Source organism: Rhodococcus sp. 852002-51564_SCH6189132-a, assembly GCF_001665495.1.
Classification (GTDB): Bacteria; Actinomycetota; Actinomycetes; order Mycobacteriales; family Mycobacteriaceae; genus Rhodococcus; species Rhodococcus pyridinivorans.
In genome coordinates, this window is record NZ_LZMJ01000062.1 from 93537 (window position 1) to 119429 (window position 25893).

Below are 25893 nucleotides of genomic sequence, written 5' to 3' on the forward strand. Positions count from 1 at the left end.
AGTGACCGACACAGGACTAATCCGCGTCTCCCACCGCGTCGGCATCGACGCCTACCGCGACGGCGATCACATCGCGCACCAACTGTGCGAGACCGTCGGCGCCGAGTTGGGGCAGCATCCCCGGTACGAGCCCGTTCAAAACCACCGACACGAGTGCTTCTGCGGTGAGCGCACCGCCGGTCGTGGTGGCCATGGTGTCCAGACGCTGTGCGAACTCGCCGAGTGTGACTTCGCGCTCACCGTGCCGGAAGGCGACGGTGTCCGGGGCCACGGCAGCCGCTGCCGCCACGAGTGCCGGCAGATCGGCGACGGTGCGTGCCTTCTTCGGCCGGGCCGCCCGCGCCCGCTCGGCATCCGTGCGGATGTCGATCGAACGGAGGACGACCTGCGGGTCGGCGCTGACGGTCTCGAGGATCCGGACGAAGCGGTCGCCGAAGGTCTCGACCGTCGCGGCGTCGAACAGTGCCGTGGCGTAGGTGAAGGTCACATCGAGTGCGGTCAGCGCTCCCGACTCGGAGAACCGTTCGACCACCGTGCACTGGAGGTCGAACTTCGCCTGGTCGGCTCCCGTCTCGAGCGCGGCCACCTCGAGCCCCGGCAGGGCGAAGGTGCCGGTGTCGATGTTCTGGAAGGTGAGCATCGCCTGGAACAGCGGGGTGTACGCGCTGTTGCGCCGCACACCGAGACGTTCGACGACCCGCTCGAACGGCACATCGGCGTTGCCGAACGCCGCGAGATCCTTCTCCTTGGCCTGAGCGAGCAGCTCCGCGAAGGTCGCCGAGCCGGCCACCCGGGTGCGGAGCACGAGGGTGTTGACGAACATGCCGACGAGGTCGTCGAGCGCTTCCTCACCACGACCGGCGGTCGGCGTGCCCACCGCGATGTCCTCGCTGCCCGACAGGCGGGCGAGCAGCACCGCGAAGGCGGCGTGCATCGTCATGAAGACCGTCGCGTTGTGCTCGCGGGCGGTCTTCTCGATCCGCTGCGCGAGTTCCTCACCGATCGTGAAGGTGAACGACTCACCGACGGTCGACTGGCGGGCGGGGCGCGGACGATCCGTGGGCAGGGCGAGAACCTCCGGGACACCGGAGAGTTCGTCGGCCCAGTAGTCGAGCTGACGCGACAGCTCGCTCTCGGGATCGTCCTCGGAACCGAGAACGCTCTGCTGCCACAGCGTGTAGTCGGCGTACTGGACCTCGAGCGGCGCCCAGCCCGGGGTCTCCCCCGCGGCATGCGCGAGATAGGCGGTCATGACGTCGCGCACGAGCGGGCGCATCGAGTACCCGTCGGCACTGATGTGGTGCGCGACGACCGCGAGGACGTGTTCGGCGGCGTCGAGACGCAACAACGCGACCCGCACCGGCGGGACCGATGCCGTCACGTCGAATCCGCTGCCGAGGATCTCGGTGAGACGGTCGACGAGTTCGTCGGTGGTCACGTCCACCGGGGTGAGCTCGGGCACGGCCTGCGCGACCGGCAGCACGACCTGCACCGGACCGTCACCGCTGTCCGGGTAGACGGTGCGCAGCACCTCGTGTCGTGCGAACAGGTCGGCGACCGCGGCGCGCAGGGCGTCCACGTCGAGCGCACCGGTCAGGCGCACGGCGACGGGGATGTTGTAGACACCCGATTCCGGATCGACCCGGTTCAGGGTCCACATGCGCTGCTGTGCGAGCGACAGCGGCACCTGCTCGGGACGCGGGACGGTCGTGAGCGCCGGACGGGCACCCTCGCCCACCGACGGCCGGAGGCGGGCGGCGAGCGCGACCACCGTGGACGACTCGAAGACGGTCCGGACCGGCACGCGGGTGTCGAGTGCGGCACCGAGCCGGGCGGCGAGCTGCGTCGCGAGCAGCGAGTTGCCGCCGAGTTCGAAGAAATCGTCGTCGAGGCCGGCCCGCTCGACGCCGAGCAGTTCGGCGACGGTCGCGGCCACGATCTCCTCGACGGGATCGGTCGGGGCGCGGAACTGCCCCGCGTCGAGTTCGGGGTCGGGCAGGGCCCGCCGGTCGAGCTTGCCGTTGGTGTTCAGCGGCAGCGCCTCGAGTTCGACGAAGGCCGACGGCACCATGTACGACGGCAGTCGCTCCGCGAGCGCCGTCCGTGTCGCACCGGAGTCGAACGCGTCGGTGGCCGGCACGACGTAGGCGACGAGACGGTCGCCGAGGTGGGCGGTGTTGCGCACCAGGACAGCGACATCCTTCACGTCGGGCAGCTCGCGCAGGACGGTCTCGACCTCGCCGAGTTCGATGCGGTAACCGCGAACCTTGACCTGGAAGTCGGCCCGGTCGAGGTATTCGAGGCGACCGGCACGGTTCCACCGGCCGATGTCGCCCGTGCGGTACATACGTCCGCGTCCGTACGGGTCGGCGACGAACCGGTCCGCGGTGAGGTCGGGACGGTCGTGGTAGCCCCGCGCGAGCTGGGCACCCGCGAGGTACAGCTCGCCGGCGACACCCGGCGCCACCGGCCGCAGCCGGTCGTCGAGGACGTAGACGGCGGTGTTCCACTCTGGCACACCGATCGGGACGACGGTCCGGTCGGCATCGTCGACCTCGTGGACGGTCACCGAGACCGCGGCCTCGGTCGGTCCGTAGAGGTTGTACAGCGTCGCGGTGTTGTCCGCGCGGAACTGCTGGGCCACCGCCGCGGGCAGCGCCTCACCGATCGCGAGGATCCGCCGCAGCGACGGCGCCACCGGACCGGCCGCGACCGTCATCAGCATCGACAGCATGGACGGAACGGTGTGCAGCGTGGTCACCTGCTCGTCGCGCAACAACGCGAGCAGATAGTCGGGATCGCGGTGTCCGTCGGCGGTGGCGATCACCAGGCGGGCGCCGGAGGTGAGCGCCGACCAGAACTCCCACACCGACAGGTCGAACGTCGCGACGGTCTTGAGCAGCACCGCGTCGTCGGCCCCGATACCGAAATACTCACGCTTCCACAACAACTGGTTGACAATCGCGGCGTGGGAGACCGCGACGCCCTTGGGGCGGCCGGTCGAACCCGACGTGAAGATCACGTACGCCGTGTTGCCCGGCCGCAGCGGAGCCGACCGGTCGTCGTCGGTGATCGGATCGTCGGAGAGCCCGGCGAGGTCGAGGCCGTCGAGTTCGACGACCGGCGCCGTGCCGTGCTCGACCCGGTCGCCGCTCGTCGTCACGATCGCGACGGGAGCGGCCGTGTCGAGGATGTAGGTGTTGCGCTCGGCGGGCTGGTCCGGGTCGACCGGCACGTAGGCAGCGCCGGTCTTCGCGATCGCGTACATGCCCACGAGCAGCTCGGGTGAACGACGGATCGCGAGCGCGACCCGATCCTCCGGCCCCACACCGAGACCGAGCAGGTGCCGGGCGAGACGGTTGACGGACGAGTCGAACTCGCCGTAGGTCCACCGCCGGCCCTCGTACACGATCGCGACGTCGTCGCGGTGTGCGGCGACCTGCTCGTCGAACAGACCGACGAGGGTCGCGCCGGGGTCGGTTCCGTGCGCGGTGTCGTTCCACGCGCCGAGCACCGTGTCGCGCTCCTGCGGCAGGAGCAACGCGTGATCACCGACGGGCAGTGCCGGCGACTCGACGAGCGCTTCGAGCAGCTGCTCGAAACGGGCCGCGACGGCCTCCGCGGTCTCGCGGTCGAACAGATCCGTCGCGTAGGTGAGGATCGCGTCGATGCCCTTCGGCGCGCCGTCGTCTCCGTAGCTGTCGGCGACGATCAGGTGCATGTCGAACTGGGCGGTGCCACCTTCGAGATCGACCGGTTCGATGTCGAGCCCGGGCAGGGCGAGTTCGGAGCGGCTCTGGTTCTGGAACGAGAAGCCGACCTGGAACAGCGGATGCCGGGCCGTCGAGCGGGCCGGGTTCAGGACCTCCACGAGACGCTCGAACGGCACGTCCGCGTGCGCGAAGGCCTGCAGATCGGTTTCCCGTGCTGCGGACAGCAATTCGTCGAAGGACGCACCACCGTCCACCTCCAGCCGGAGCACCAGCGTGTTGACGAACATGCCGATGATGTCCTCGGTGGCCTGCTCGGTGCGGCCCGCGATGGGGGTGCCCACCGCGATGTCCGTCGAACCGGACAGGCGCGCGAGCAGCGCCGCGAAGGCCGCGTGCACGGCCATGAACACGGTCGCGTTCCGGTTGCGCGCCAGATCCCGCAGCTCACGGTGGAGATCGGCACCGATGGTGAACTCCACGCGGTCGCCGCGGAAGCTCTGCTGCGCCGGCCGCGGACGGTCGAGCGGCAGGTCGAGCTGGTCGGGCAGGTCGGCGAGCGCGATGCGCCAGTAGCCGAGCTGCTCGGCGGCGGTGGACTCCGGATCGTCCTCGGAGCCGAGGACCTCCCGCTGCCACAACGCGAAGTCGGCGTACTGCACCGCGAGCGGCGCCCACGCCGGATCACTGTTCGCGGACCGGGCGGCGTAGGCCGTCATCACATCGCGGACCAGCGGCACCATCGACGAGCCGTCGGCGCTGATGTGGTGGACCACGGTGACGAGGACGTGATCGTCGTCGGCGACGCGGAGCAGATGCATCCGTACCGGCACGTCGACGGTGACGTCGAAGCCGGCCGCGGCGATCTCCCGCATCCGCGGCTCGAGATCGGCGGCGGTGACGTCCACCGGTTCGAGCTCCGGCCGGACCTGCGAGGCAGGCAGGATGCGCTGCACCGGACCGGATTCGGTCTCGGGATAGACGGTGCGCAGGGACTCGTGCCGTGCGACGAGGTCGGTGACGGCGGCACGCAACGCGTCGACGTCCAGTGCGCCCGTCATCCGCAACGCGAACGGGATGTTGTAGGCCGTCGAGTCGGGATCGAACCGGTTGAGGAACCACATCCGATGCTGTGCGGGAGACAGCGGGATCGACTCCGGCCGTGTCCGCGCCGCGAGCGGCACCCGAGCGCCGCGACCGGACTCCTGCTCGACCCGTGTCGCGAGTTCCGCGACGGTGGACGCCTCGAACAACGTCCGCACCGGCACCTGCGCATCGAGCGCGGCACCGAGTCGGGCGACGACCTGCGTCGCGATCAGCGAGTTGCCACCGAGTGCGAAGAAATCGTCGTCGGCGCCGATGCGGTCGACACCGAGGACGTCGGCGAACACGCCCGCCACGATCTCCTCGATCGGGGTGCTCGGCGCGCGGAAACCACGCGTCTCGAACACCGGCTCGGGCAGCGCCCGGCGGTCGAGCTTGCCGTTGACCGTCAGCGGGATCGCGTCGATCACCACGAACGCCGAGGGCACCATGTACTCCGGCAGGACCACGGCGACACCGCTGCGCAGCGCTTCGGTGTCGATCGACATGCCTTCGTGCGGAACCACATAGGCGACGATCCGGGCTGCTCCCGGGGTGTCCTCGCGCACGATGACCGCCGCGTGGGCGACCTCGTCCTGCGCGAGCACCGCAGCCTCCACCTCGCCGAGCTCGATGCGGAAACCGCGGATCTTCACCTGGTCGTCGGCGCGTCCGAGATATTCGAGATCGCCCGAGACGACCCAGCGTGCGACATCGCCCGTCCGGTACAGCAGCGCACCGTCGGACGAGAACGGATCGGCGACGAAACGTGCCGCCGACAGCTCCGGACGGCGCAGGTATCCACGCGCCAACTGGCCGCCGCCGACATACATTTCGCCGGCCACACCCACCGGCACCGGCTTGAGCCGCCGGTCGAGCACGTACACCCGCAGACCCGCGATCGGGACACCGACCACGCTCGCGGACGCACTCTGCGCCAGGTCGGCACCGATCTCCCGGTACGACACGTGCACGGTCGTCTCGGTGATGCCGTACATGTTCACCAACCGCGGAGCTGTGCCGATCCCCAGTCGCTGCGCTCGCCCCGCATCCCCGTGACGCTCGAACCACCCGGCCAGACGACGCGGCTCGAGCGCCTCGCCACCGAAGATCACGTACCGCAACGACAACTGCGCCTCGTCGACCGCGACCCGGTCGGCCTCGACCAGCTGGTAGAAGGCCGACGGCGTCTGGTTGAGCACGGTGACGCGTTCGCGGATCAGCAACTCGCGGAAGGCTTCCGGCGAACGCGACGTGAAGTAGTCGACGACCACGAGGGTTCCGCCGTAGAGCAGCGGCCCCCACAGCTCCCATACCGAGAAGTCGAAGGCGTAGCTGTGGAACATCGTCCATACGTCCGACGAGTCGAAGCCGTACACCGATTCGGTGTTGACCATCAGCCGCACCACGTTGCGGTGCGGGATCAGCACACCCTTCGGGCGTCCGGTCGATCCCGAGGTGTAGATCACGTACGCGAGGTTCGTCGACGTCAGCGGGGCACGACGCTCCGCGTCGAGGATCGGTGCGTCGTCGACCTCCGACAGATCCAGACGGTCGATCTCGACGACCGGCACCGAGGCCGGAAACGCGACCTCGACGTCCGAAGTGGTCACGACCGCGACCGGCGTGGCATCCGAGACCAGGAACTCGATCCGGTCGGCCGGCGAGTTCGGGTCGATCGGCAGGTAACCGGCACCGGCCTCGAGCACCGCGAGCAGCGCCACGATCAGATCGAGCGAGCGCGGCATCGCGACCGCGACCAGATCCTCCGGTCCGGCACCGACATCGATGAGATGACGTGCCAGGCGGTGCACCCGCGCACCGAGTTCGCGGTAGGACAACTGCTCGTCGCCGAACCGCACCGCGACGGCGTCGCCGCGTTCGGCGACGCGCGCCTCGAACATGTCGACGAGTGTCGTGCCGGCCGGTGCGACATCGTCGCCCAGCGAATTCCAGCGCGAGACGACCAGTTCGCGTTCGAAGTCGTCGACGATCTCGATGTCGCCGACCACCGCGGCCGGATCCTCGGCCACTCCGCGCAGGATGCGCAGCAGCTGCTCCGCGAAGGCCGCGACCCGCAGGTCGTCGAACAGATCGGTCGCGTAGGTGACGGCGAAGTCCATACCGGCCGCCGAACCGTCCTCGCCGACGGTCTCGGCGAAGGTGAACTGCAGGTCGAACTTGGCGGTGGGCGCCTCGTAGTCGACCGCCGCGGCGGTGACGCCGTCGAGGTCGAACTCGACCCGGCCGGTGTTCTGGAAGGTCAGGGCCACCTGGAACAGCGGGTGACGCGCCTGCGAGCGCTGCGGGTCGAGGATCTCCACGAGCCGCTCGAACGGGACGTCGGCGTTCGCGAAGGCGTCGAGGTCGGTGTCGCGCACCTCGGCGAGGAGGTCCTGGAACCGGATGTCGTTGCGCACACCGACACGCAGCACGAGCGTGTTGACGAACATGCCGACGAGGTCGTCGAGGGCGGCCGCGCCGCGACCCGCGATCGGGGTGCCGATCGCGATGTCCTCGCTGTCGGACAGTCGCGCCAGCAGCACCGCCAGCGCCGCGTGCACGACCATGAACAGGGACGTGTTCCGCTCCCGGGCAAGGTTTTCCAGCGCCGAGTGCAGCTCGGGTTCGATACGGAACCGGCTGGTGCGTCCGGTGTTCGACGCGACCTCGGGGCGAGCACGATCCGACGGCAGGTCGAGCTGGTCGGGAAGGTCCGCCAGCTGCGCGGTCCAGTACTCCACCTGGCGCGAGAGCACCGAACGCGGATCGTCCTCGGAGCCGAGGACGTCGCGCTGCCACAACGCGTAATCGGCGTACTGCACCTCGAGCGGCGCCCAGTTCGGAGCCTCCCCGCGCGAACGGTTCGCGTAGGCGACCATGATGTCGCGCGCGAGCGGCCGCAGCGAGAAGCCGTCGGACGCGATGTGGTGGACCACGAGGAACAGCACGTGCTCACGCCCGCCGAGCGAGAACAGCACGACCCGCAGCGGCACCTCGCTCGTGACGTCGAAGCCGGCCGAGGTGAGCTGCTCCGCCCGCTCGAACAGGCTGCTCTCGGCGACCCGCTCGACGGGCAGCTCCACCGTGTAGGGCGGCTGCACCGACTGGTGGCCGACGCCGTCGATGTCCGGGTAGACCGTCCGCAGCGACTCGTGCCGCTCGACGACGTCGCCGAGCGCGGTGCGCAGCGCGTCGACGTCGAGGTCCCCGGTGAGGCGAACACCGACGGGGATGTTGTTCGCCGCGGAGGCCGGATCGAAGCGGTTGAGGAACCACATGCGCTGCTGCGCGGGCGACAGCGGGATCCGCTCCGGACGCTCGCGCCGTTCGAGGGCGGGCCGCGACCCGGCTCCCCCGAACTGTTCGACGCGGACCGCGAGGGCCTCGACGGTGGGGGCGTCGAACAGGGCACGGACGGGGACGGTCGTATCGAGGGCGTCGCCGAGACGGGCGACCACCTGCGTCGCCACGAGCGAGTTCCCACCGAGCGCGAAGAAGTCGTCGGTACGGCCGACGCGCGGGACACCGAGCACCTGCGCGAAGACACCCGCGACGATCTCCTCGACCGGCGTGCGCGGCGGCATGAACTCCTGCACCTCGAAGGTCGGTGCGGGCAGCGCGCGACGGTCGACCTTGCCGCTCGTGTTGAGCGGCAGCGAGTCGAGCACGACGATCGCCGCGGGCACCATGTACGACGGCAGTCGCGAGAGCAGCGCGGTCTTCACGTCCGCCGGGTCGATGTCGGCGCCGGCGATCGGCACGACGTACGAGACGAGCTGCGGTCCGGATCGGGGATCCTCGCGCACCACCGTCACGGCACGACCGATCGCGGGCTGCGAGGTGAGTGCGGTGTCGATCTCGCCGAGTTCGATCCTCAGACCGCGAAGCTTGACCTGCTGATCGGTGCGGCCGATGTAGTCGAGTTCGAGGCGGTCGCCGCCGGCGGTGCGCACCCACCGCACCAGGTCGCCGGTGCGGTACAGCCGACCACCGGAGGTGGAGAACGGGTCGGCGACGAAGCGTTCCGCGGTCAGGTCCGGCCGACCGTGGTAGGCGCGGGCGAGCTGCGCACCGGACAGGTACAGCTCTCCGGCGACGCCCACCGGGACGGGCCGCAGCCGCGCGTCGAGGACGCGGGCGGCGGTGTTCCACACCGGCGAGCCGATCCGCACCGCGGGGTGGTCGTCGGGTTCGGCGGTGCGGTGCATCGTCTGGATGGTGGTCTCGGTGGGACCGTAGAGGTTGTGCACCGGTGCTGCGCCGAGCTTGCGGAAGCGGGCGGTGCTCTCGCCGGAGAGACTCTCGCCACCGCAGAAGACGTGGGTGAGCGAGGCCGCGGCCTCCTCCCCCAGGTGCTCGAGCACCGCGTCGAAGACGGTCGGCACGAACTGGACGACGGTGATGCCGGCCCGGGCGATCTCGGCGGCCATTCCGGCGGGTTCGCGGTGCAGGCCCGGCGACGCGACGACCGTGCGTGCGCCGGCGTGCAGCGGCAGGAAGAGCTCCCAGACCGATGCGTCGAAGGTGACCGGCGTCTTGAGGAGCACACGATCGTCGGCGGAGAGGGCGAATTCGTCCTGCATCCACGACAACTGGTTGACCACCGCGCCGTGCGGCACGGCGACGCCCTTGGGGCGGCCGGTGGAGCCGGAGGTGTACAGGACGTAGGCGAGGTGCTCGGCCCGCAACGGACGGATCCGCTCGTCGTCGCGGACGGGCGAGCCGTCGCGGCCGGAGAGGTCGACGGCGTCGATCTCGACGATCGGGATGTCCCCGAAACCTGTCCGGTCCCGGAACTCGTCCCAGGATGCGACGAGAACCAGTGAGGGAGCGGAAGATTCGAGGACGTACGCGATGCGGTCGGCGGGCTGTTCGAGGTCGAGCGGCACGTAGGCGCCGCCGGCGGCGATCACCGCGTGGACGGCGACGAGCATGTCGACGGACCGGCCGATCGCCACACCCACCCGGGTCTCCGGGCCGACGCCCGACTCGACGAGATGGCGTGCGAACGCGTTGACCCGCTCCCCGAACTCGCGGTAGGTCAGCGGCGTCCCGACCGCGTCGGTGCCGGGCACGACGGCGAGGACATCGGGCGTGCGCTCGACCTGCGCATCGAGCAGCGCGGGCAGGGTCGCGGTCGTGCCGAGATCGGTGCGAGCACCGTGCGCGGCGGCGTCGACGGCGTCGCGTTCGCCGGCGGTGAGCAGCGGCAGTTCGTCGATCCCGGTGCCGGGAGTCTCCGTCGCGGCGGCGAGCAGACGGACGAACCGCTCACCGAGGACGTCGATCGTCTCGGCGTCGAACAGGTCGGTCGCGTAGGAGAGTTCGACGACCCACCCGTCGGACGATGCGCCTTCGGTGTCGGCGTCGAGGACCGTCATGACGAGGTCGAACTTGGACAGTCCGTTGTCGAGGGGCACGTTCGTCACCGACAGTTCCGGCAGCTGCAGCGACACCTGTCCGAGATTCTGGAAGGCCAGCATCACCTGGAACAGGGGGTTGTGCGCCTGGGTGCGGACCGGGGCGAGGACGTCGACGAGACGCTCGAACGGGATCTCGGCGTGGGCGAACGCGCCGAGGTCGACCTCGCGGACGTGGGCCAGCAACTCGTCGAAGGTGGCGGTGACGTCCACCCGGGTCCGCAGGACGAGGGTGTTGACGAACATGCCGATCAGGTCGTCGAGGGAGCGTTCGCCGCGCCCGGCGATCGGCGTGCCGATCGCGATGTCGTCGGATGAGCTCAGACGCGCGAGCAGCGTCGCGAGCACCGCGTGCACGACCATGAATTCGGTCGTGCGCCGCTGCTGCGCGAGACGTTCCACCGCGGCGCGCAGGTCGGGATCGATCGTCAGCCGGGTGACGGCACCGCGGTACGACGCGACCGCCGGACGGGGCCGGTCCGTGGGCAGGCCGAGGCTCTCCGGCAGGTCGGCGAGGGTTTCGGTCCAGTAGCCGATCTGGCGGGCCAGCACCGACTCCGGATCGTCTTCCGCGCCGAGCACTTCGCGCTGCCAGAGGGTGAAGTCGGCGTACTGGATCTCGAGCGGGGTCCAGGCCGGAGCCTCGCCCTGCGCCCGGGCCGCGTAGGCGATCATGATGTCGCGGGTCAGCGGCACCATCGAGAAACCGTCGGCGGCGATGTGGTGCAGGACCGCGACGAGCACGTGCGAGTCGGGTCCGGTCTCGAACAGCCGAACCACCATCGGCACGTCGCGCACGACGTCGAAGGTGGTCGCCGCGAGTGCCCGCAGTTCGGCAGGCAGGCGGTCTGCGTCGATGCGGGTGACGGTCAACTCGACCGGCACCTCCGAGACCGGCAGCACCTTCTGGTAGCCGTAGCCGTCGACATCGGGGTAGACGGTGCGGAGCGATTCGTGCCGTGCGACGACGTCGCGCAGCGCGGTCCCGAGCGCAGCGACGTCGAGCGCACCGGACAGGTGCACGGCCACCGGGATGTTGTTGACCGCGGACTCCGGGTCGAAGCGGTTGAGGAACCACATGCGTTGCTGCGCGAGCGACAGCGGAACCCGTTCGGGGCGGCGCCCGGCGACGAGCGGTGTGCGGGCCGCACCCGACGAGTCGGCCTCGACGGCGGCGGCGAGGGCCTCGACGGTGGACGCCTCGAAGATCGCGCGCAATGCCACTCGGCCACCGAGGGATTCGCCGATGCGGGAGACGGCCTGTGTTGCGATCAGCGAGTTGCCGCCGAGCGCGAAGAAGTCGTCGTCGAGACCGACGCGTTCGAGTCCGAGGACGTCGGCGAAGACCGACGCGACGATCTGTTCGACCGGGGTCGTCGGGGCGCGGAACTCCTTGACCTCGAAGATCGGGGCCGGTAGGGCCTTGCGGTCGAGCTTGCCCGACGATCCGAGCGGGAACTCGTCGAGCACGACGTAGACCGACGGCACCATGTAGGCCGGCAGCGAGCCGGCGAGACGACGCGAGACGGAGGTGGTGTCGAGCGACCGGCCGTCGGCGGCGACGAGATAGGCGACGAGGTGCTCACCGGAGTGGGCGTCCGAGCGCACGAGCACGACGGCCTGATCGACGTCGTCGAGCGCGAGCAGGGCCGTCTCGATCTCGCCGAGTTCGATGCGCAGACCGCGCAGTTTGACCTGGAAGTCGGTGCGGCCGATGTATTCGAGTTCGGCACGCGCCGTGCGTGCGTCGGAGGTCTCCCGGGCGACCCACCGCACGAGATCGCCTGTGCGGTAGAGCCTCTCCCCCGCCCCGCACGGCGAGGCGACGAAGCGTTCCGCAGTCAGGTCCGGCCGCGCCACGTAACCGCGCGCCAGCTGGACACCCGACAGGTAGAGCTCACCCGCGACACCGACCGGCACCGGATGCAGTCGGCCGTCGAGGACGTGGACGCCGGTGTTCCAGACCGGGACGCCGATCGGCACCGACACCGCGTCGGCTGCGGTGACCTCGTGGTAGGTCACGTCGACGGCCGCCTCGGTGGGGCCGTACAGGTTGTGCAGGCGAGCGCCCGGCAGGATCGACCGCAGGCGTGCGGCGACCGAGGCGGGCAGGGCCTCGCCCGAGGCGAAGACCATTCGCAACGACGAGGCCGAGGCCGCGGCGTTCTCGGCGACGAAGACCGCAAGCATGGACGGCACGAAGTGCGCGACCGTGACTCCGCGGTCGGCCATGACCCGGGCGAGATAGGCCGGGTCCCGATGACCGTCGGGAAGTGCGATCTCGAGTCGCGCACCGATCTGCAGAGGCCAGAAGAACTCCCACACCGACACGTCGAAGGTGAACGGCGTCTTCTGCAGCACCGCGTCGTCGCGGGTGAGGCCGTACTCGTCCTGCATCCACAGCAGGCGGTTGACGATCGCGCCGTGCGCCACCGCGACACCCTTCGGGCGCCCCGTCGAACCGGACGTGAAGATGACGTAGGCGGCGTTCGCCGGCGTGAGCGTGGCGATGCGATCGGCGTCGGTGATCGGGCCGGACGGCAGGTCGGACACATCGAGCGTGTCGATCTCGATCGTGCGCGCGGCCGCGGTCGACACGAAGCCGTCGCGGGTGGTGGTCAGCACCGCGACCGGCGCAGCCGTGTCGAGGATGTACGCGTTGCGGTCGGCGGGCTGATCGGGGTCGAGCGGCAGGTAGGCACCGCCGGCCTTGACGATCGCGTACATGCCGACGAGGAGGTCGAGGGATCGCCGCACCGCGAGTCCGACGGTCGACTCCGGTCCGACACCCTGCGAGATCAGATGGCGGGCAAGGCGGTTCACTCGCGCGTCGAAGTCCGCATAGGTCAGTTGCTCGCCCTCGAAGGCCACGGCCACGGCGTCGGGATCCGTCGCGACCCGGGCGTCGAACAGGTCGACGAGAGTGGCCGGTTCCAGCTCGTGCGCGGTGTCGTTCCACGATTCGAGGACCGCGAGACGCTCGTCGGCGCCGAGCAGGTCGATGTCGCCGACGACGACCTCCGGCTCGCGCACCACGGCCTCGAGGATCCGGACGAAGCGATCGGCGAATCCGCGCACCGTCGCGTGATCGAACAGGTCGGTCGCATAGGTGAACGCCGCTCCGAGACCGTTCGGCGTGCCGTCCTCCGCGAAGTCCTCGGTGAGGGTGAGCTGCAGGTCGAACCTGGCGACCGCCGTGTCGATGTCGAGCACGTCGAGGGTCAGGCCACGCAGTTCGACGTGCGCCGCGCGCAGGTTCTCGAACGAGAGCATCACCTGGAACAGCGGGTGCCGGGCGGTGGAGCGGGTCGGGTTGAGCACCTCGACGAGCCGCTCGAACGGCACGTCGGCGTGGCCGAAGGCGCCGAGCGCCGCATCGCGTGCCCGTGCGAGATGCGCGGTGAACGGCCTGCCCGAATCGACATCCGTGCGCAGCACGAGGGTGTTGACGAACATGCCGATCAGGTCGTCGAGCGCCTGCTCGCCGCGACCCGCGACCGGGGTGCCGATCGCGATGTCGTCCTGACCGGACATCCTCGCGAGCAACACGCTCAGGGCCGCGTGCACCACCATGAACAGCGATGCATTGCGGGTACGTGCCAGCGCCACGAGCTCGCGGTGCAGTTCCGGATCGATCGGGAAGTCCACGGTCGCACCGGAGTACGACTGCACGGCCGGCCGCGGACGGTCGGCGGGCAGATCGAGCTGGTCGGGCGCACCGGCGAGGGTGCGGCGCCAGTAGTCGAGCTGCCGGGAGATCAGCGACTGCGGATCGTCCTCGGATCCGAGTACCTGCCGCTGCCACAGCGTGTAGTCGGCGTACTGCACCGGCAGGGGTGCCCACGAGGGCTCCTCCCATTCGGTGCGGGCAGTGTAGGCGACCATGATGTCGCGCGCCATCGGACCGGTGGACCAGCCGTCGGCCGAGATGTGGTGCACGACGAGCGCGAGCACGTGTTCCTGGTCGCCGAGTTCGAACAGTTCGGCGCGGATCGGCACGTCCGACGTCACGTCCAGTCCGGTGAAGACCAGGCGCCGCACGGACGCGGACAGCTCGTCGGGGGTGATCCGGGTCGGGGTCAGATCCGGCACGACCTCCGCCGCGGCACGGACGACCTGGTGCGGTCCGTTCGGCGAATCGGGGAAGACGGTGCGCAACGACTCGTGCCGATCGATGACGTCCATGATCGACACCTGCAGTGCGGCGACGTCCAATTCGCCGGTCAGGCGCAGCGCCATCGGGAGGTTGTAGGTGGACGACCGCGGATCGAAGCGGTTGAGGAACCACATGCGCTGCTGCGCGAGCGACAGCGGAACACGTTCGGGCCGCGGCATCTTCGTCAGGGCGATGCGCGCTCCGCGACCTGCCTCCTGCTCGACGCGCACCGCCAGGGCCGCCACCGAACTGGATTCGAACAACGCCCGAACCGGCACCTGCGCGTCGAGGGCGACACCGAGCCGGGAGACGACCTGCGTGGCGAGCAGCGAGTTGCCGCCGAGTTCGAAGAAGTCGTCGTCGAGACCCACGCCCTGGACGCCGAGCACCTCGGCGAAGACGTTCGCGACCGTCTCCTCGATGGGAGTGGTCGGGGCACGGAACTCGCGGTAGCTGATGCCGAGATCGGGCTCGGGCAGGGCACGGCGGTCGAGCTTGCCGACCGGGTTGAGCGGCACCTCGTCGAGCACGACGATCTGCGACGGCACCATGTACGACGGCAGCGAGCGGCCGACGTGATCGGCGAGTTCGGCAGGATCGATCTGCTCGTCCCCGTGCACGTACGCGACGAGCGCGGTCTGGCCCGACGGCATCTCGTGTCCGACGGTGGTCGCGAAGGCGACCGAGGGGTGGGTCAGCAGTGCGGCGTCGATCTCCCCGAGTTCGATGCGGTAGCCGCGGACCTTGACCTGGAAGTCGGCGCGTCCGGCGAACTCGATGCGGCCCTGCTCGTCCCAGCGCACGATGTCGCCGGTGCGGTACATCCGGGTTCCGTTCGCGCCGAACGGGTTCGCCACGAACCGGTCGGCGGTGAGCGCCGGACGCCGATGGTAACCGCGGGCGAGCACGTCGCCCGCGAGATAGAGCTCACCCGCGACACCGGCGGGGACCGGGCGGAGCCGGCTGTCGAGGACCAGGGCGTGCACGCCCGCCACGGGCCGTCCGATGGTGATCGGCCCGGACGGTTCGAGCAGAGCGCGCGTCGAGACGATCGTGGTCTCGGTCGGCCCGTAGGCGTTGTAGAAGTTGCGGCCGGGCGCCCAGCGGGAGACGAGGTCGGCCGTGGACACGTCGCCACCGACGTTCACGACGCGCAGGGCGTCGAGTCCGCTCGGGTCGACGGAACCGAGCACCGCCGGGGTGATGACGGTGTGGGTGACGCCAGTGCGTTCGATGAGCGCGCGCAGTTCGGCGCCGCCGTAGACGGACGGCGGTGTCACGACGAGTTCGGCGCCGGTGGACCCGGCCAGCGTCCAGTCGAGGACCGTCGGGTCGAAGCTCGGCGAGCAGATGTGCAGGAGCTTCGATTCCTCTGTCACGCCGTACAGTTCGACGGTCTCGCGGACGAGACCGGCGAGGCCGCGGTGGGTGACGGCGACGCCCTTGGGCTTGCCCGTCGAACCGGAGGTGTAGATGACGTAAGCGGTGTGGTCGAGGCGCAGCGGCGCAGCGCGGTCGGCGTCGGTGAGCGGGCCGTCCGGGTAGGACGCGCACGCGTCGACGAATTCGGGGTCGTCGAGTCGGATCCACTCGGTGGCCGAGGACAGACCGGTGGCGTACTCCCCCGTCGTCAGACCGAAGACGGCCGACGAGTCGTCGAGCATGTGGGTGACGCGTTCGGCCGGGTACTCCGGGTCGACGGGCGTGTAGGCGGCGCCGGTCTTGGCGACCGACCACACGGCGAGCACCATCTCCCACGACCGTGGGAAGGCCAGCGCGACGATGCCGTCGGGCCGGGCACCGCGCTCGACGAGCCGCCGGGCGATGCGGTTCGACCACGTGTCGAGTTCGCGGTAGGTCAGGACGGTGTCGCGGTCGCGGAGGGCGACGCGGTCGGGATGGTCGACGGCGCCGGTGGTCAGCAGTTCCACCAGGGTGCGGGCCTCGGCAGGCTCGGGCCCCGTCGCCGTGAGCAGGCGTTCGGCCTCCCCGGGCGAGAGGATCGCCAGGTCGCCCACGCAGGTCGACGCATCGGCGACGATCCCGGCGAGAATCCGCGCGAAGCGTTCGGCGAAGACGGCGACCGTCGCGGCGTCGAACAGGTCGGTGGCGTACTCGAACAGGGCGTCGAGGCCGGCGGGTTCGCCGTCGTCACCGGTCTTCTCGGTCACCCACAGCTGGATGTCGAACTTCGAGATCGGCACGTCCAGTTCGGCGCCGACGGCGTGGACTCCCGCGAACGAGACGTCGCGCGCGGTGCCCGGTTCGAGGGACAGCGCGGCCTGGAACAGCGGGTGCCGCGCGGTCGAGCGCGGCGGGTTGAGCACCTCGACGAGACGCTCGAAGGGGACGTCTGCGTTCGAGAACGCCGTCAGGTCGGTCTCCCGGACGCCGGCGAGGTAGTCCTCGAACGAAACGCCGGGATCGACCCTGGTGCGCAGGACGAGGGTGTTGACGAACATGCCGATCAGGTCGTCGAGATCCTTCTCCCCACGACCTGCCACGGCGGTACCGATGGCGATGTCGTCGGAACCGCTGAGGCGGGACAGCAGCGCCGCGTAGGCAGCGTGGACGATCATGAACAGCGACGCGTGCTGCCTGCGGGCGAGGTCGACGAGACCGCGGTGGGTCTCGGCGTCGATCGCGAAGCGGTGCTTGTCGCCGTTGTAGGAGGAGACGGCGGGCCGGGTCCGGTCGGTGGGCAGGTCGAGCTGGTCGGGCAGACCGTCGAGCTCGTTCACCCAGTAGTCGAGCTGCTGCGCCGCAACGGAATTCGGGTCGGCCTCGTCGCCGAGGGCCTCTCGCTGCCAAACGGCGTAGTCGGCGTACTGGACGGGAAGCGGCGTCCAGCTCGGCTTGTTTCCCTCGGCGCGGGCGCTGTAGGCCGTGACCACGTCGCGGGCGAAGGGGCCGAACGAGGAGCCGTCGGCGGCGATGTGGTGCAGCACCATGGCCAGGACGTAGTCGTCGGGGGCGAGCCGGTACAGCGCGACCCGGAAGGGGACGTCGCGGACGACGTCGAAACCGCGGCTCGCGAGGTCGACGACGGCCGCGTGCAGGTCCTGCTCGTCGACGTCGATCGGCTCGAGCGGGACGACGACCTGCTCGACCGGAAGGATCGTCTGCTGCGGCTCGCCGTCCACCTCGGGGTAGACGGTCCGCAGGCTCTCGTGCCGCGCCACCACGTCGGCGAAGGCGTCGGACACCGCTGCGGGATCGACGGCGCCGGTGAGCCGCACCGTGAACGGAAGGTTGTAGGCGGCGGTGCTGACGTCGAAGCGGTTGAGGAACCAGATCCGTTGCTGCGCAGTCGACAACGGCAGCACGTCGGGTCGCGGTCGGGCGACGAGCGGGGACCGCGCGCCGGTACCGATCTGCTTGGCGAGCCGGGTCGCGAGACCCACGACCGTGGACGCCTCGAACAGCACACGCACGGGCACCTGGGTGTCGAGCGCGGCTCCGATGCGGGAGACCACCTGGGTGGCGACGAGGGAGTTGCCGCCGAGTTCGAAGAAGTCGTCGTCGAGACCGACACGTTCGACACCGAGGACCTCGCCGAACGCTTCGGCGACGGCACGCTCGGCGGGGGTGCGCGGCTCACGGAAGACGCGGGTGCTGCTGAAGACCGGCTCCGGCAGCGCCTTCCGGTCGAGCTTGCCGCTCGTGTTGAGCGGCAGCGCGTCGAGCACCATGAGCGACGCCGGAACCATGTACGACGGCAGCGACCGGCCGGCATGATCGGCGAGATCGGAAGGGTCGATGGTGCGGCCGGGAGCCGCGACGACGTACCCCACGAGCTGGTCCCCGGTGGGGGTCTCCACCACGAGCACGACGGCCTGCGAGACGGCGGAGTGCGCGAGGAGCACCGCTTCGATCTCGCCGAGTTCGATGCGCTGGCCGCGGAACTTGACCTGGAAGTCGGTGCGGCCGATGTATTCGAGCAGACCCGTGCCGTCGGCGGCGGTCTCCCACCGCACCAGGTCGCCGGTGCGGTACATCCGCTCGCCGGGCGCCCCGAAGGGGTCGGCGAGGAAACGGTCGGAGGTCAGGTCGGGACGGTCGAGATATCCGCGCGCGAGCTGGACGCCGGCGAGGTAGAGCTCGCCGGGTCGGCCCACCGGCACCGGCCGCAGCCGCCGGTCGAGGACGTATGCGCGGCTGTTCCACTGCGGGACGCCGATCGGGACGCTGTGCACGTCGCCGGGAGCGGCCCGGTGGTAGGTGATGGAGACCGCGGCTTCGGTGGGTCCGTACAGGTTGTGGAGCCCGGCCGGGCACATGCGCGCGAAGTCCGCGGCGGTCTCGGACGGCAGGGCCTCACCGATGACGAAGACGTGCCGCAGCGAATCACACGTCCCGGCAGGCGCATTCGCGACGAAGACGGTGAGCATCGACGGCACGAAGTCGGTGATCGTGATGCCGTGCTCGGCGATCTTGTTCGCGACGTAGACCGGGTCGCGGTGCCCGTCGGGCGTCGCGATCACGAGGGTCGCGCCGACGCGCAGGGGCATGAAGAAGCCCCACAGCGACACATCGAAGGTCGTCGCGGTCTTCTGCAGGTACACGTCGGTGGAGGTCAGACCGTACTGGTCGTTCATCCACTGGATCTGGTTGTCGATCGCCACGTGGCTCACGGCCACGCCCTTCGGCCGGCCCGTCGAACCGGAGGTGAAGATGACGTAGGCGGTCGTGTCCGGCAGGATCGGTCCGCGTCGTTCGGCGTCGGTGAGCGGTGTCGTGCCGAACCGCGCGTGGTCGAAGGTGTCGACGTCTATCGTGGGGATGCCCTCGGGCAGCGTCACGTCGTCGCGTGCCGTGGTGAGCACCGCCGCGGGGTGGGCGGTCTCGAGGATGTAGGCGGTGCGATCGGCGGGGTGGTCGGGGTCGATCGGCACCCAGGCACCACCCGCCTCGACGATCGCGTACATGCCGACGACGAGCTCGAGCGAGCGTCGGATGGCCAGTCCGACGAGGGACTCGGGGCCGACACCGAGATCGACCAGTGCCCGGGCAAGGCTGTTCACCCGCGCGGCGAATTCGGCGTAGGTCAGCGATTCGCCTTCGAAGACCAGCGCGGTCGCCTCGGGAGAGGTCGCGACCCGGTCGTGGAACTCCGCGAGCAGGTCGCGGCGCTGCACGGGATGGTCGGTGCGGTTCCAGTCGCGGACGACCCGGTCGAGTTCGGTGCCGCCGGCGAGCGGGATGTCCCAGACGGGCCGGTCGGAGGCCGAACCGACGAAGCGGTCGAAGAACTCGACGAACCGCGCGTGGTCGGAGGCGGCCCGGTCGGGTCCGTAGAGATTCGGGTTCGACTCGAAGTCGATGTGGGTGTTGTCGCCGCTGGTGTAGACGTTGACGCCGAGATCCTCGATCAGACCGGTGGACAGGATGTTGATCCGTCCCACCATGTCGCCGAGTCGGACCTCGTTGTCGAACAGCATGATGTTGACCCACGGTCCGAAGAAGGTGGACTGCGCTCCACCCGCCGAGGTCGCGGCGCGGTCGCGGACGATGTCCTCGTGCCGGTAGCGCTGGTGACGCAGCGCGCCCGAGACGGCAGCACCGGACGCCGCGATCAGGTCGTGCACAGTGGTCTCGTCGGTCACGCTCAGCCGGAGCGGGACGACGTTCGAGACCATGCTGCCGGAGCGGCGCAACAGGGCGGTCGTGCGAGCCGCGACGGGCAGGCTCAGGACGACGTCGGTCTGCCCGGTCATCTGGGCGACGTAGGCCGCGAACGCCGCGATGACGGCGGTCGCCAGACTCGTGTTCTCCCGCTCCGACAGCTGCTCGACGCGACGTTCGGTCTCGTCCGACAACGCCGCGCTGTCGATGCGGCTGACCGGCGCGGGCGCCGCGGTGCGGCCGGCGAGGCTCGTGGGTTCCTCGATGCCCTCGATCTGCTGCACCCAGTACTCGCGGTCGTCGGCGAACCGCTTCGATCCGCGGTACTCCATCTCGACGTCGTGGACCTTTCGCAGATCGGACGCGAGGCTCGGGGACGGTTCGACGCCGTCGACCGACGCCGTGTAGAGCTCGGCGATGCGGGTCATGAAGGTCGCGGCGGCGAAACCGTCGAGCGCGAGATGGTGGACGCGGTTGTACCAGAAGTAACGACGGTCACCGATGCGCAGGACCGTCGCGGAGATCAGCCGGTCGCGGAGGACGTCGACGGGACGGCTGCGGTCGTCGCGCATCCAATCGAGCGCGGCCTGGCGAGGATCGGGCTCGCCCCGAAGATCCTCGTACCCGACGGACTCTTCGAGAGTGGGGTCGACGAGCTGGTAGGGCTGGGCGTCGACCTCGATGAACCGGAGGAAACCCGATCCCATCTCGTGGGCGGCGCGGACACTCGCGGCACGCAGCAGGTCGCGGTCGAGGTCGCCCTCGAGTTCGACGTACTGAGCGATGTTGGCGGGCACCGTCGGATCGACGTGCTGAGCGAACCACATGCCCAGCTGTGCCGGCGAGAGCGGAAAGGCCCCGGGCGGCACGATGCCCTGCGCGTTCGCCGCTTCCGATCCGCCGCTACCCAGCGAGTCCAATCCCCAACCTCTCTCTCACCGTCGCGCAACCCCCATCGGCGGCAGCTTGCGCAGCGCACAACCTTCTCGGTTTATCTGCTGACCAGGTGGGAATCGTTACGGCGCGGCCGGGCGGTAGGACTCTCCGCAGGACCGGACGCAGAAACGAATCCCCGGCCTTTCGGCCGAGGCGCCCGAAGCAGGTTACCCGCCGGTCATCACCGGAGCCCATGACATACGCATCGGTCCCAATCTACAGGGTGCCCACCCGGCGCCGACCAGCTGTCACCCGAGTGCGGACGATCACGTCCACGCCACGGCGATGATCACGTTGAGAATGCCCAGACCACCGGCGACGTGGGCGAGCGTCGCGGTCGAGCCGGGATTCTGCTTCTCCTTCCTCAGGCCGATGAACGCCACGACGAGCACGGCGAGGGCGACCAGCAGCTTGATGCCGATCTTCATGTGGTTCACCTCGACGACGTCCTGCGCCTCCCGCAGACCGACCAGGGCCAGACCCGTCACGACCTGCAGGATGGCGCCGTGCAGCATGCCGGCGACGACGCGCGGTTCCTTGATGACCGCGAGCCACGAACCGATGATGCCCGCGAGGCCGATGAAGTGCAGGATGAGGAAGATCTTGATGGCGATGTCCATGGGCGCAATCCGACCATTCGGGACGGGGACTGTCCAGTTAGGTGACGCTCATGGTGTGCCCCGGATCACGCCTGGTCGCGGTACCAGTCGAGCAGGTCGGGTTCGTCGATCGCGGTGCGGTCGACGACGCGGCCGGGATCGGCTCCCTGCAGGATCCGTTTGAGGGGAACCTCGAGCTTCTTACCGGTGCGAGTGTGCGGCACCCCGGGCGCGGCGACGATCTCGTCGGGCACGTGCCGGGGCGAGGCATGCTCGCGCACGGCCGCACGGATCCGTTCCTTCAGGTCGTCGGTGAGCGTGACGCCCTCGGCGAGGACGACGAACAGCGGCATGCGGTACGTGCCGTCGGGTTGTTCGATGCCGAGGACGAGCGACTCGACGACCTCGGGCAGGTTCTCCACGGCCTGGTAGATATCGGCACTGCCCATCCGCACACCGTGGCGATTGAGGGTGGAGTCGGACCTGCCGTGCATCTCGAAGGTTCCGCGCTCGGTGATCGTGATCCAGTCGCCGTGGCGCCACACACCCGGATAGACGGAGAAGTAGGCGTCGCGGTAGCGACTGCCGTCCGGGTCGTTCCAGAACCGCACGGGCATGGACGGCATGGGGACGGTCACCACGAGTTCTCCGACCTCTCCGCGCACCGGCCGGCCCCCTTCGTCGAAGGCGTCGACGGCCACACCGAGGCAGGGCACCGAGATCTCCCCCGGCCACACGGGCACCGTGGGGACGGCGCCGACGAAGGCCGTCACGACGTCGGTCCCGCCGGAGATCGACATCACCTGCACGTGCTCACCGGCGTTGTCCGACAGCCACGCCGACGACGAGGCGGGCAGCGTCGACCCGGTGACCCCGACGCCGCGGAGGGCCGACAGATCGTGGTCGTCCTGCGGGACGACACCGGCCTTGATGCAGGCCAGCACATAGCCGGGGCTCGTCCCGAGCACCGTGACGTTCTCGTCGGCCGCGATCCGCCACAGGCGATCGACCTCGGGATGGGACGGGGCGCCGTCGTAGGTGACGACGGTGCATCCCACGAGCAGCCCCGAGAGCAGGAAGTTCCACATCATCCAGCTCGGGCTGGTGTACCAGAGGAAGCGGTCGCCGGGACGGAGGTCGAGGTGCAGCGACAACGCCTTGAGGTGTTCGAGCAGCACACCACCGTGGCCGTGCACCAAGCCTTTCGGTGGGCCGGTGGTGCCGGAGGAGAAGACCACCCACAACGGATGGTCGAAGGGAACGGGTAGGGGTTCGAGAGCGGCGTCGCCGGAGACAGCGTCCCGCCAGTCCAGAACGGTCCCGGTCTGCCCGGACGTGTCGAACCCGGACGTGTCGAACGATGTCTCCTCCTCCGACACGACGACCGTCAGGGCGAGGCCGGGCATCGCGGCGCGGAGTACGTCCACCTCGTCGACGCGGTCGTGCCGCCGTCCTGCGTAGCGGTATCCGGTTGCCGTGACGAGTGCTCGTGGTTCGAGTCTGCCCAGACGGTCGATCGCCGCAGGTGCGGCGTAGTCCTGTCCACATCCGGCCCAGACGGCCCCGATGCTCGCCGTGGCGAGCAGGGCGACGATCGCTTCGGGGATGTTGGGCAGGTAGCCGACGACACGATCACCCTCCCCCACCCCGTGCGCGCGGAGCGTCGCGGCGAGCGCGGCCGTCCGACGTTCGAGTTCGGACCAGCAGACCTCGCGCCGGCGTCCCTCCTCGTCGAGGTGGACGATGGCGGCCTCGTCCGGGGGACGCTCCCGGAAGACGTACTCGGCGAAATTCAGTCGCGCGCCCGGGAACCACACGGCACCGGGCATGGAGGCGTCGGCCAGAGCCGGGCCGGGGTCGGTGTGGGAGACGACGTCGAAGGCGTCCCACACTGCCTGCCAGAATGCGCCGGGCTCGTCGACGGACCACTGCCACAACGCCCGGTAGCCGGGCAGGTCGAGTCCGTGTCTCTCCTCGACGAACCGGGTGAATCCGGTGACGTTCGCCTGCTCGATGTCGACGTCCGTCGGAGTCCATTGCGGTTCCACCACAGTTCACCTCCCGGTCCGGGACCGTACCTGAACACGGACGAAGGCCCGCCCGGACCGGCCGGGAACCGTCGTGCACGGACGGACTGCCCGTGCACGACGTCCGAGACGTCCGAAACGGAGCCTCGCGCGAGGACTCTCGGCTACCGCCGCTCGCGCGTCGCAGACGTGTAGATGAGGGTGAGCACCACAGCGACGGCGATGGAGATGATCCAGCGGATCCAGTCGATGCCGGAGGTGTTCTCGTTCCCCTCGGACGAGATCAGACCCCAGATCCAGTAACCGATCAGCGCACCGATGATGCCGATGACGATGGTGATGAGCATCCCCATCGCCTGCTTACCGGGGATCACCAACCTGGCGAGGATACCGATGACTGCGCCGAAGATGATCGTGCCGATGATCTGTCCCATGGTGAGCCTCTCTGTTCGGCGCCGCACCCGGGGCGGCGCAACCTCGACGACCATGTACCCCATCAGTGTCGATCATGAACCTCTCACACGAGGCGGATTCGACGTGCCTTTCGAGTGAACATCCTTCTCCGGCAGGGCCGTGGTCTCACCGGCCCCCGTCCGCTCGTGTCGCCTCGAGCAAGGCGATCGCCTGCTCGCGCATCTCCACCTTGCGGACCTTCCCGGTCACCGTCATCGGGAACTCCTCGACCACGTGCACATAGCGCGGGATCTTGTAGTGGGCGAGCTTGCCGGTGCAGAACGTCCGGAGCGAATCGGCGTCGAGCGGTTCGGCGCCCTCGCGCATCCGGATCCACGCCATGAGTTCCTCGCCGTACTTCGTGTCGGGCACGCCGACGACCTGGGCGTCGAGGATGTCCGGGTGGGTGTAGAGGAATTCCTCGATCTCGCGGGGGTAGATGTTCTCCCCACCCCGGATGACCATGTCCTTGATCCGGCCGGTCACCGAGACGTACCCGTCCTCGTCCATGACGCCGATGTCGCCGGTGTGCATCCATCGGGCCGCGTCGATCGCCTCGGCGGTCTTGTCGGGCTGATCCCAGTAGCCGAGCATCACCGAGTAACCGCGGGTGCATAGTTCGCCGGGTTCGCCGCGCGGCACCGTCAGTCCGGTGACGGGGTCGACGACCTTCACCTCGAGATGCGGGCCGACACGACCGACGGTGCTCACGCGCCGCTCGATGCTGTCGTCGCTGCGGGTCTGCGTCGAGACCGGGGAGGTCTCGGTCATGCCGTAGCAGATGGAGACCTCGCTCATGCCCATCCGGTCGATCACCTGCTTCATCACCTCCACCGGACACGGTGATCCCGCCATGATTCCGGTCCGCAGACTCGACAGGTCGTAGTTGTCGAATCCGGGGTCGGCCAGTTCGGCGATGAACATCGTCGGCACGCCGTACAGCGACGTGCACTTCTCCTCGGCGACCGCACCGAGCGTCGCAGCGGGGTCGAATCCCGGCGCCGGCAACACGATGGTCGCGCCGTGACTCGTGCACGCGAGGTTGCCCATCGTCATCCCGAAGCAGTGGTACAGCGGGACGGGGATGCAGACCCGGTCGCGTTCGGTGTAGTGGCACAGCTCGCCGACGAAGAAACCGTTGTTGAGCACGTTGTGGTGACTGAGGGTGGCGCCCTTGGGGAAACCGGTGGTGCCCGAGGTGTACTGGATATTGATCGGATCGTCGGGCGACAACGAGGCCTGGGCCGCGTCGAGCGGTGCCCGGTCCTCGGTGAGCGCGGCGCGGCCGGAGTCGACGAGTTCGTCCCACCGCGGCGAGTCGAGCAGGACGACGTCCTCGAGATCGGGGCAGTTGGGCCGGACGGTCTCGATCATCTGCGCGTAGTCGGAGGTCTTGAACGTCGGGGCGGACACCAGCATCCGCACACCGGCCTGCTCGAGGACGTACTGCAGCTCGTGCGAGCGGTAGGCGGGGTTGATGTTGACGAGGATCGCCCCGATCTTCGCGGTCGCGTACTGCACGAGCACCCACTGCCAGCAGTTGGGTGCCCAGATTCCGACGCGGTCACCCTTGGTGATGCCCGCCCGCAGCATACCGAGCGCGAGCACGTCGATGTCCGCGACGAATTCGGTGTAACTCCAGCGCTTTCCGGCGGCAGAATCGACGAGCGCCTCACGGTCGCCGAAGCGGGCGGCGGTGCGGTCGAGGTTGTCGCCGATGGTGTCGCCGAGCAGCGGGACGTCCCAGGCACCCTGGGTGTAGCTGGGCAGACGGTCGACGTCGAGGCCGGACATCGCATTCTCCTTCACGACGCGGAGTTCGAACGCCTCGATGCCCAGATCGGCGATCTGATCGAGGTGGTCCTGCTTGCGGGTGTCGGC

5 protein-coding genes are annotated in these 25893 nt (G+C 69.5%); all 5 read right to left on the reverse strand.

What is annotated here, in order from left to right; genetic code table 11:
• Positions 1-16: 16 nt before the first annotated feature.
• The gene (locus A5767_RS15155) at positions 17-20917 is read right to left on the reverse strand and encodes a non-ribosomal peptide synthetase (protein ID WP_064852611.1); all 20901 of its coding nucleotides are present in this window, start codon (positions 20915-20917) and stop codon (positions 17-19) included.
• 282 nt (positions 20918-21199) lie between these two features.
• Positions 21200-21553 carry a hypothetical protein gene (locus tag A5767_RS15160; protein WP_006553525.1) on the reverse strand — a complete coding sequence of 118 codons (354 nt, stop codon included), beginning with the start codon at positions 21551-21553 and terminating at the stop codon, positions 21200-21202.
• Positions 21554-21618: 65 nt separating this feature from the next.
• Positions 21619-23580 (reverse strand): acetoacetate--CoA ligase, encoded by a 1962-nt coding sequence (locus A5767_RS15165; protein ID WP_064852612.1) that lies wholly within the window; start codon positions 23578-23580, stop codon positions 21619-21621.
• A gap of 143 nt (positions 23581-23723) precedes the next feature.
• Complete coding sequence (locus A5767_RS15170) at positions 23724-23993, reverse strand: GlsB/YeaQ/YmgE family stress response membrane protein (RefSeq protein WP_016932945.1); 270 nt, start codon at positions 23991-23993, stop codon at positions 23724-23726.
• 145 nt (positions 23994-24138) lie between these two features.
• Positions 24139-25806, reverse strand: coding sequence for an AMP-binding protein (locus A5767_RS15175; protein ID WP_006553528.1), 1668 nt, complete (start codon positions 25804-25806; stop codon positions 24139-24141).
• Positions 25807-25893 lie beyond the last annotated feature (87 nt).

Bases quoted from the DNA above. Each gene is read 5' to 3' on its own strand.
- A5767_RS15160 (WP_006553525.1), bottom strand. From the start codon at position 21,553: ATGGACATCGCCATCAAGATCTTCCTCATCCTGCACTTCATCGGCCTC.
- A5767_RS15170 (WP_016932945.1), bottom strand. From the start codon at position 23,993: ATGGGACAGATCATCGGCACGATCATCTTCGGCGCAGTCATCGGTATC.
- A5767_RS15175 (WP_006553528.1), bottom strand. From the start codon at position 25,806: ATGTCCGGCCTCGACGTCGACCGTCTGCCCAGCTACACCCAGGGTGCC.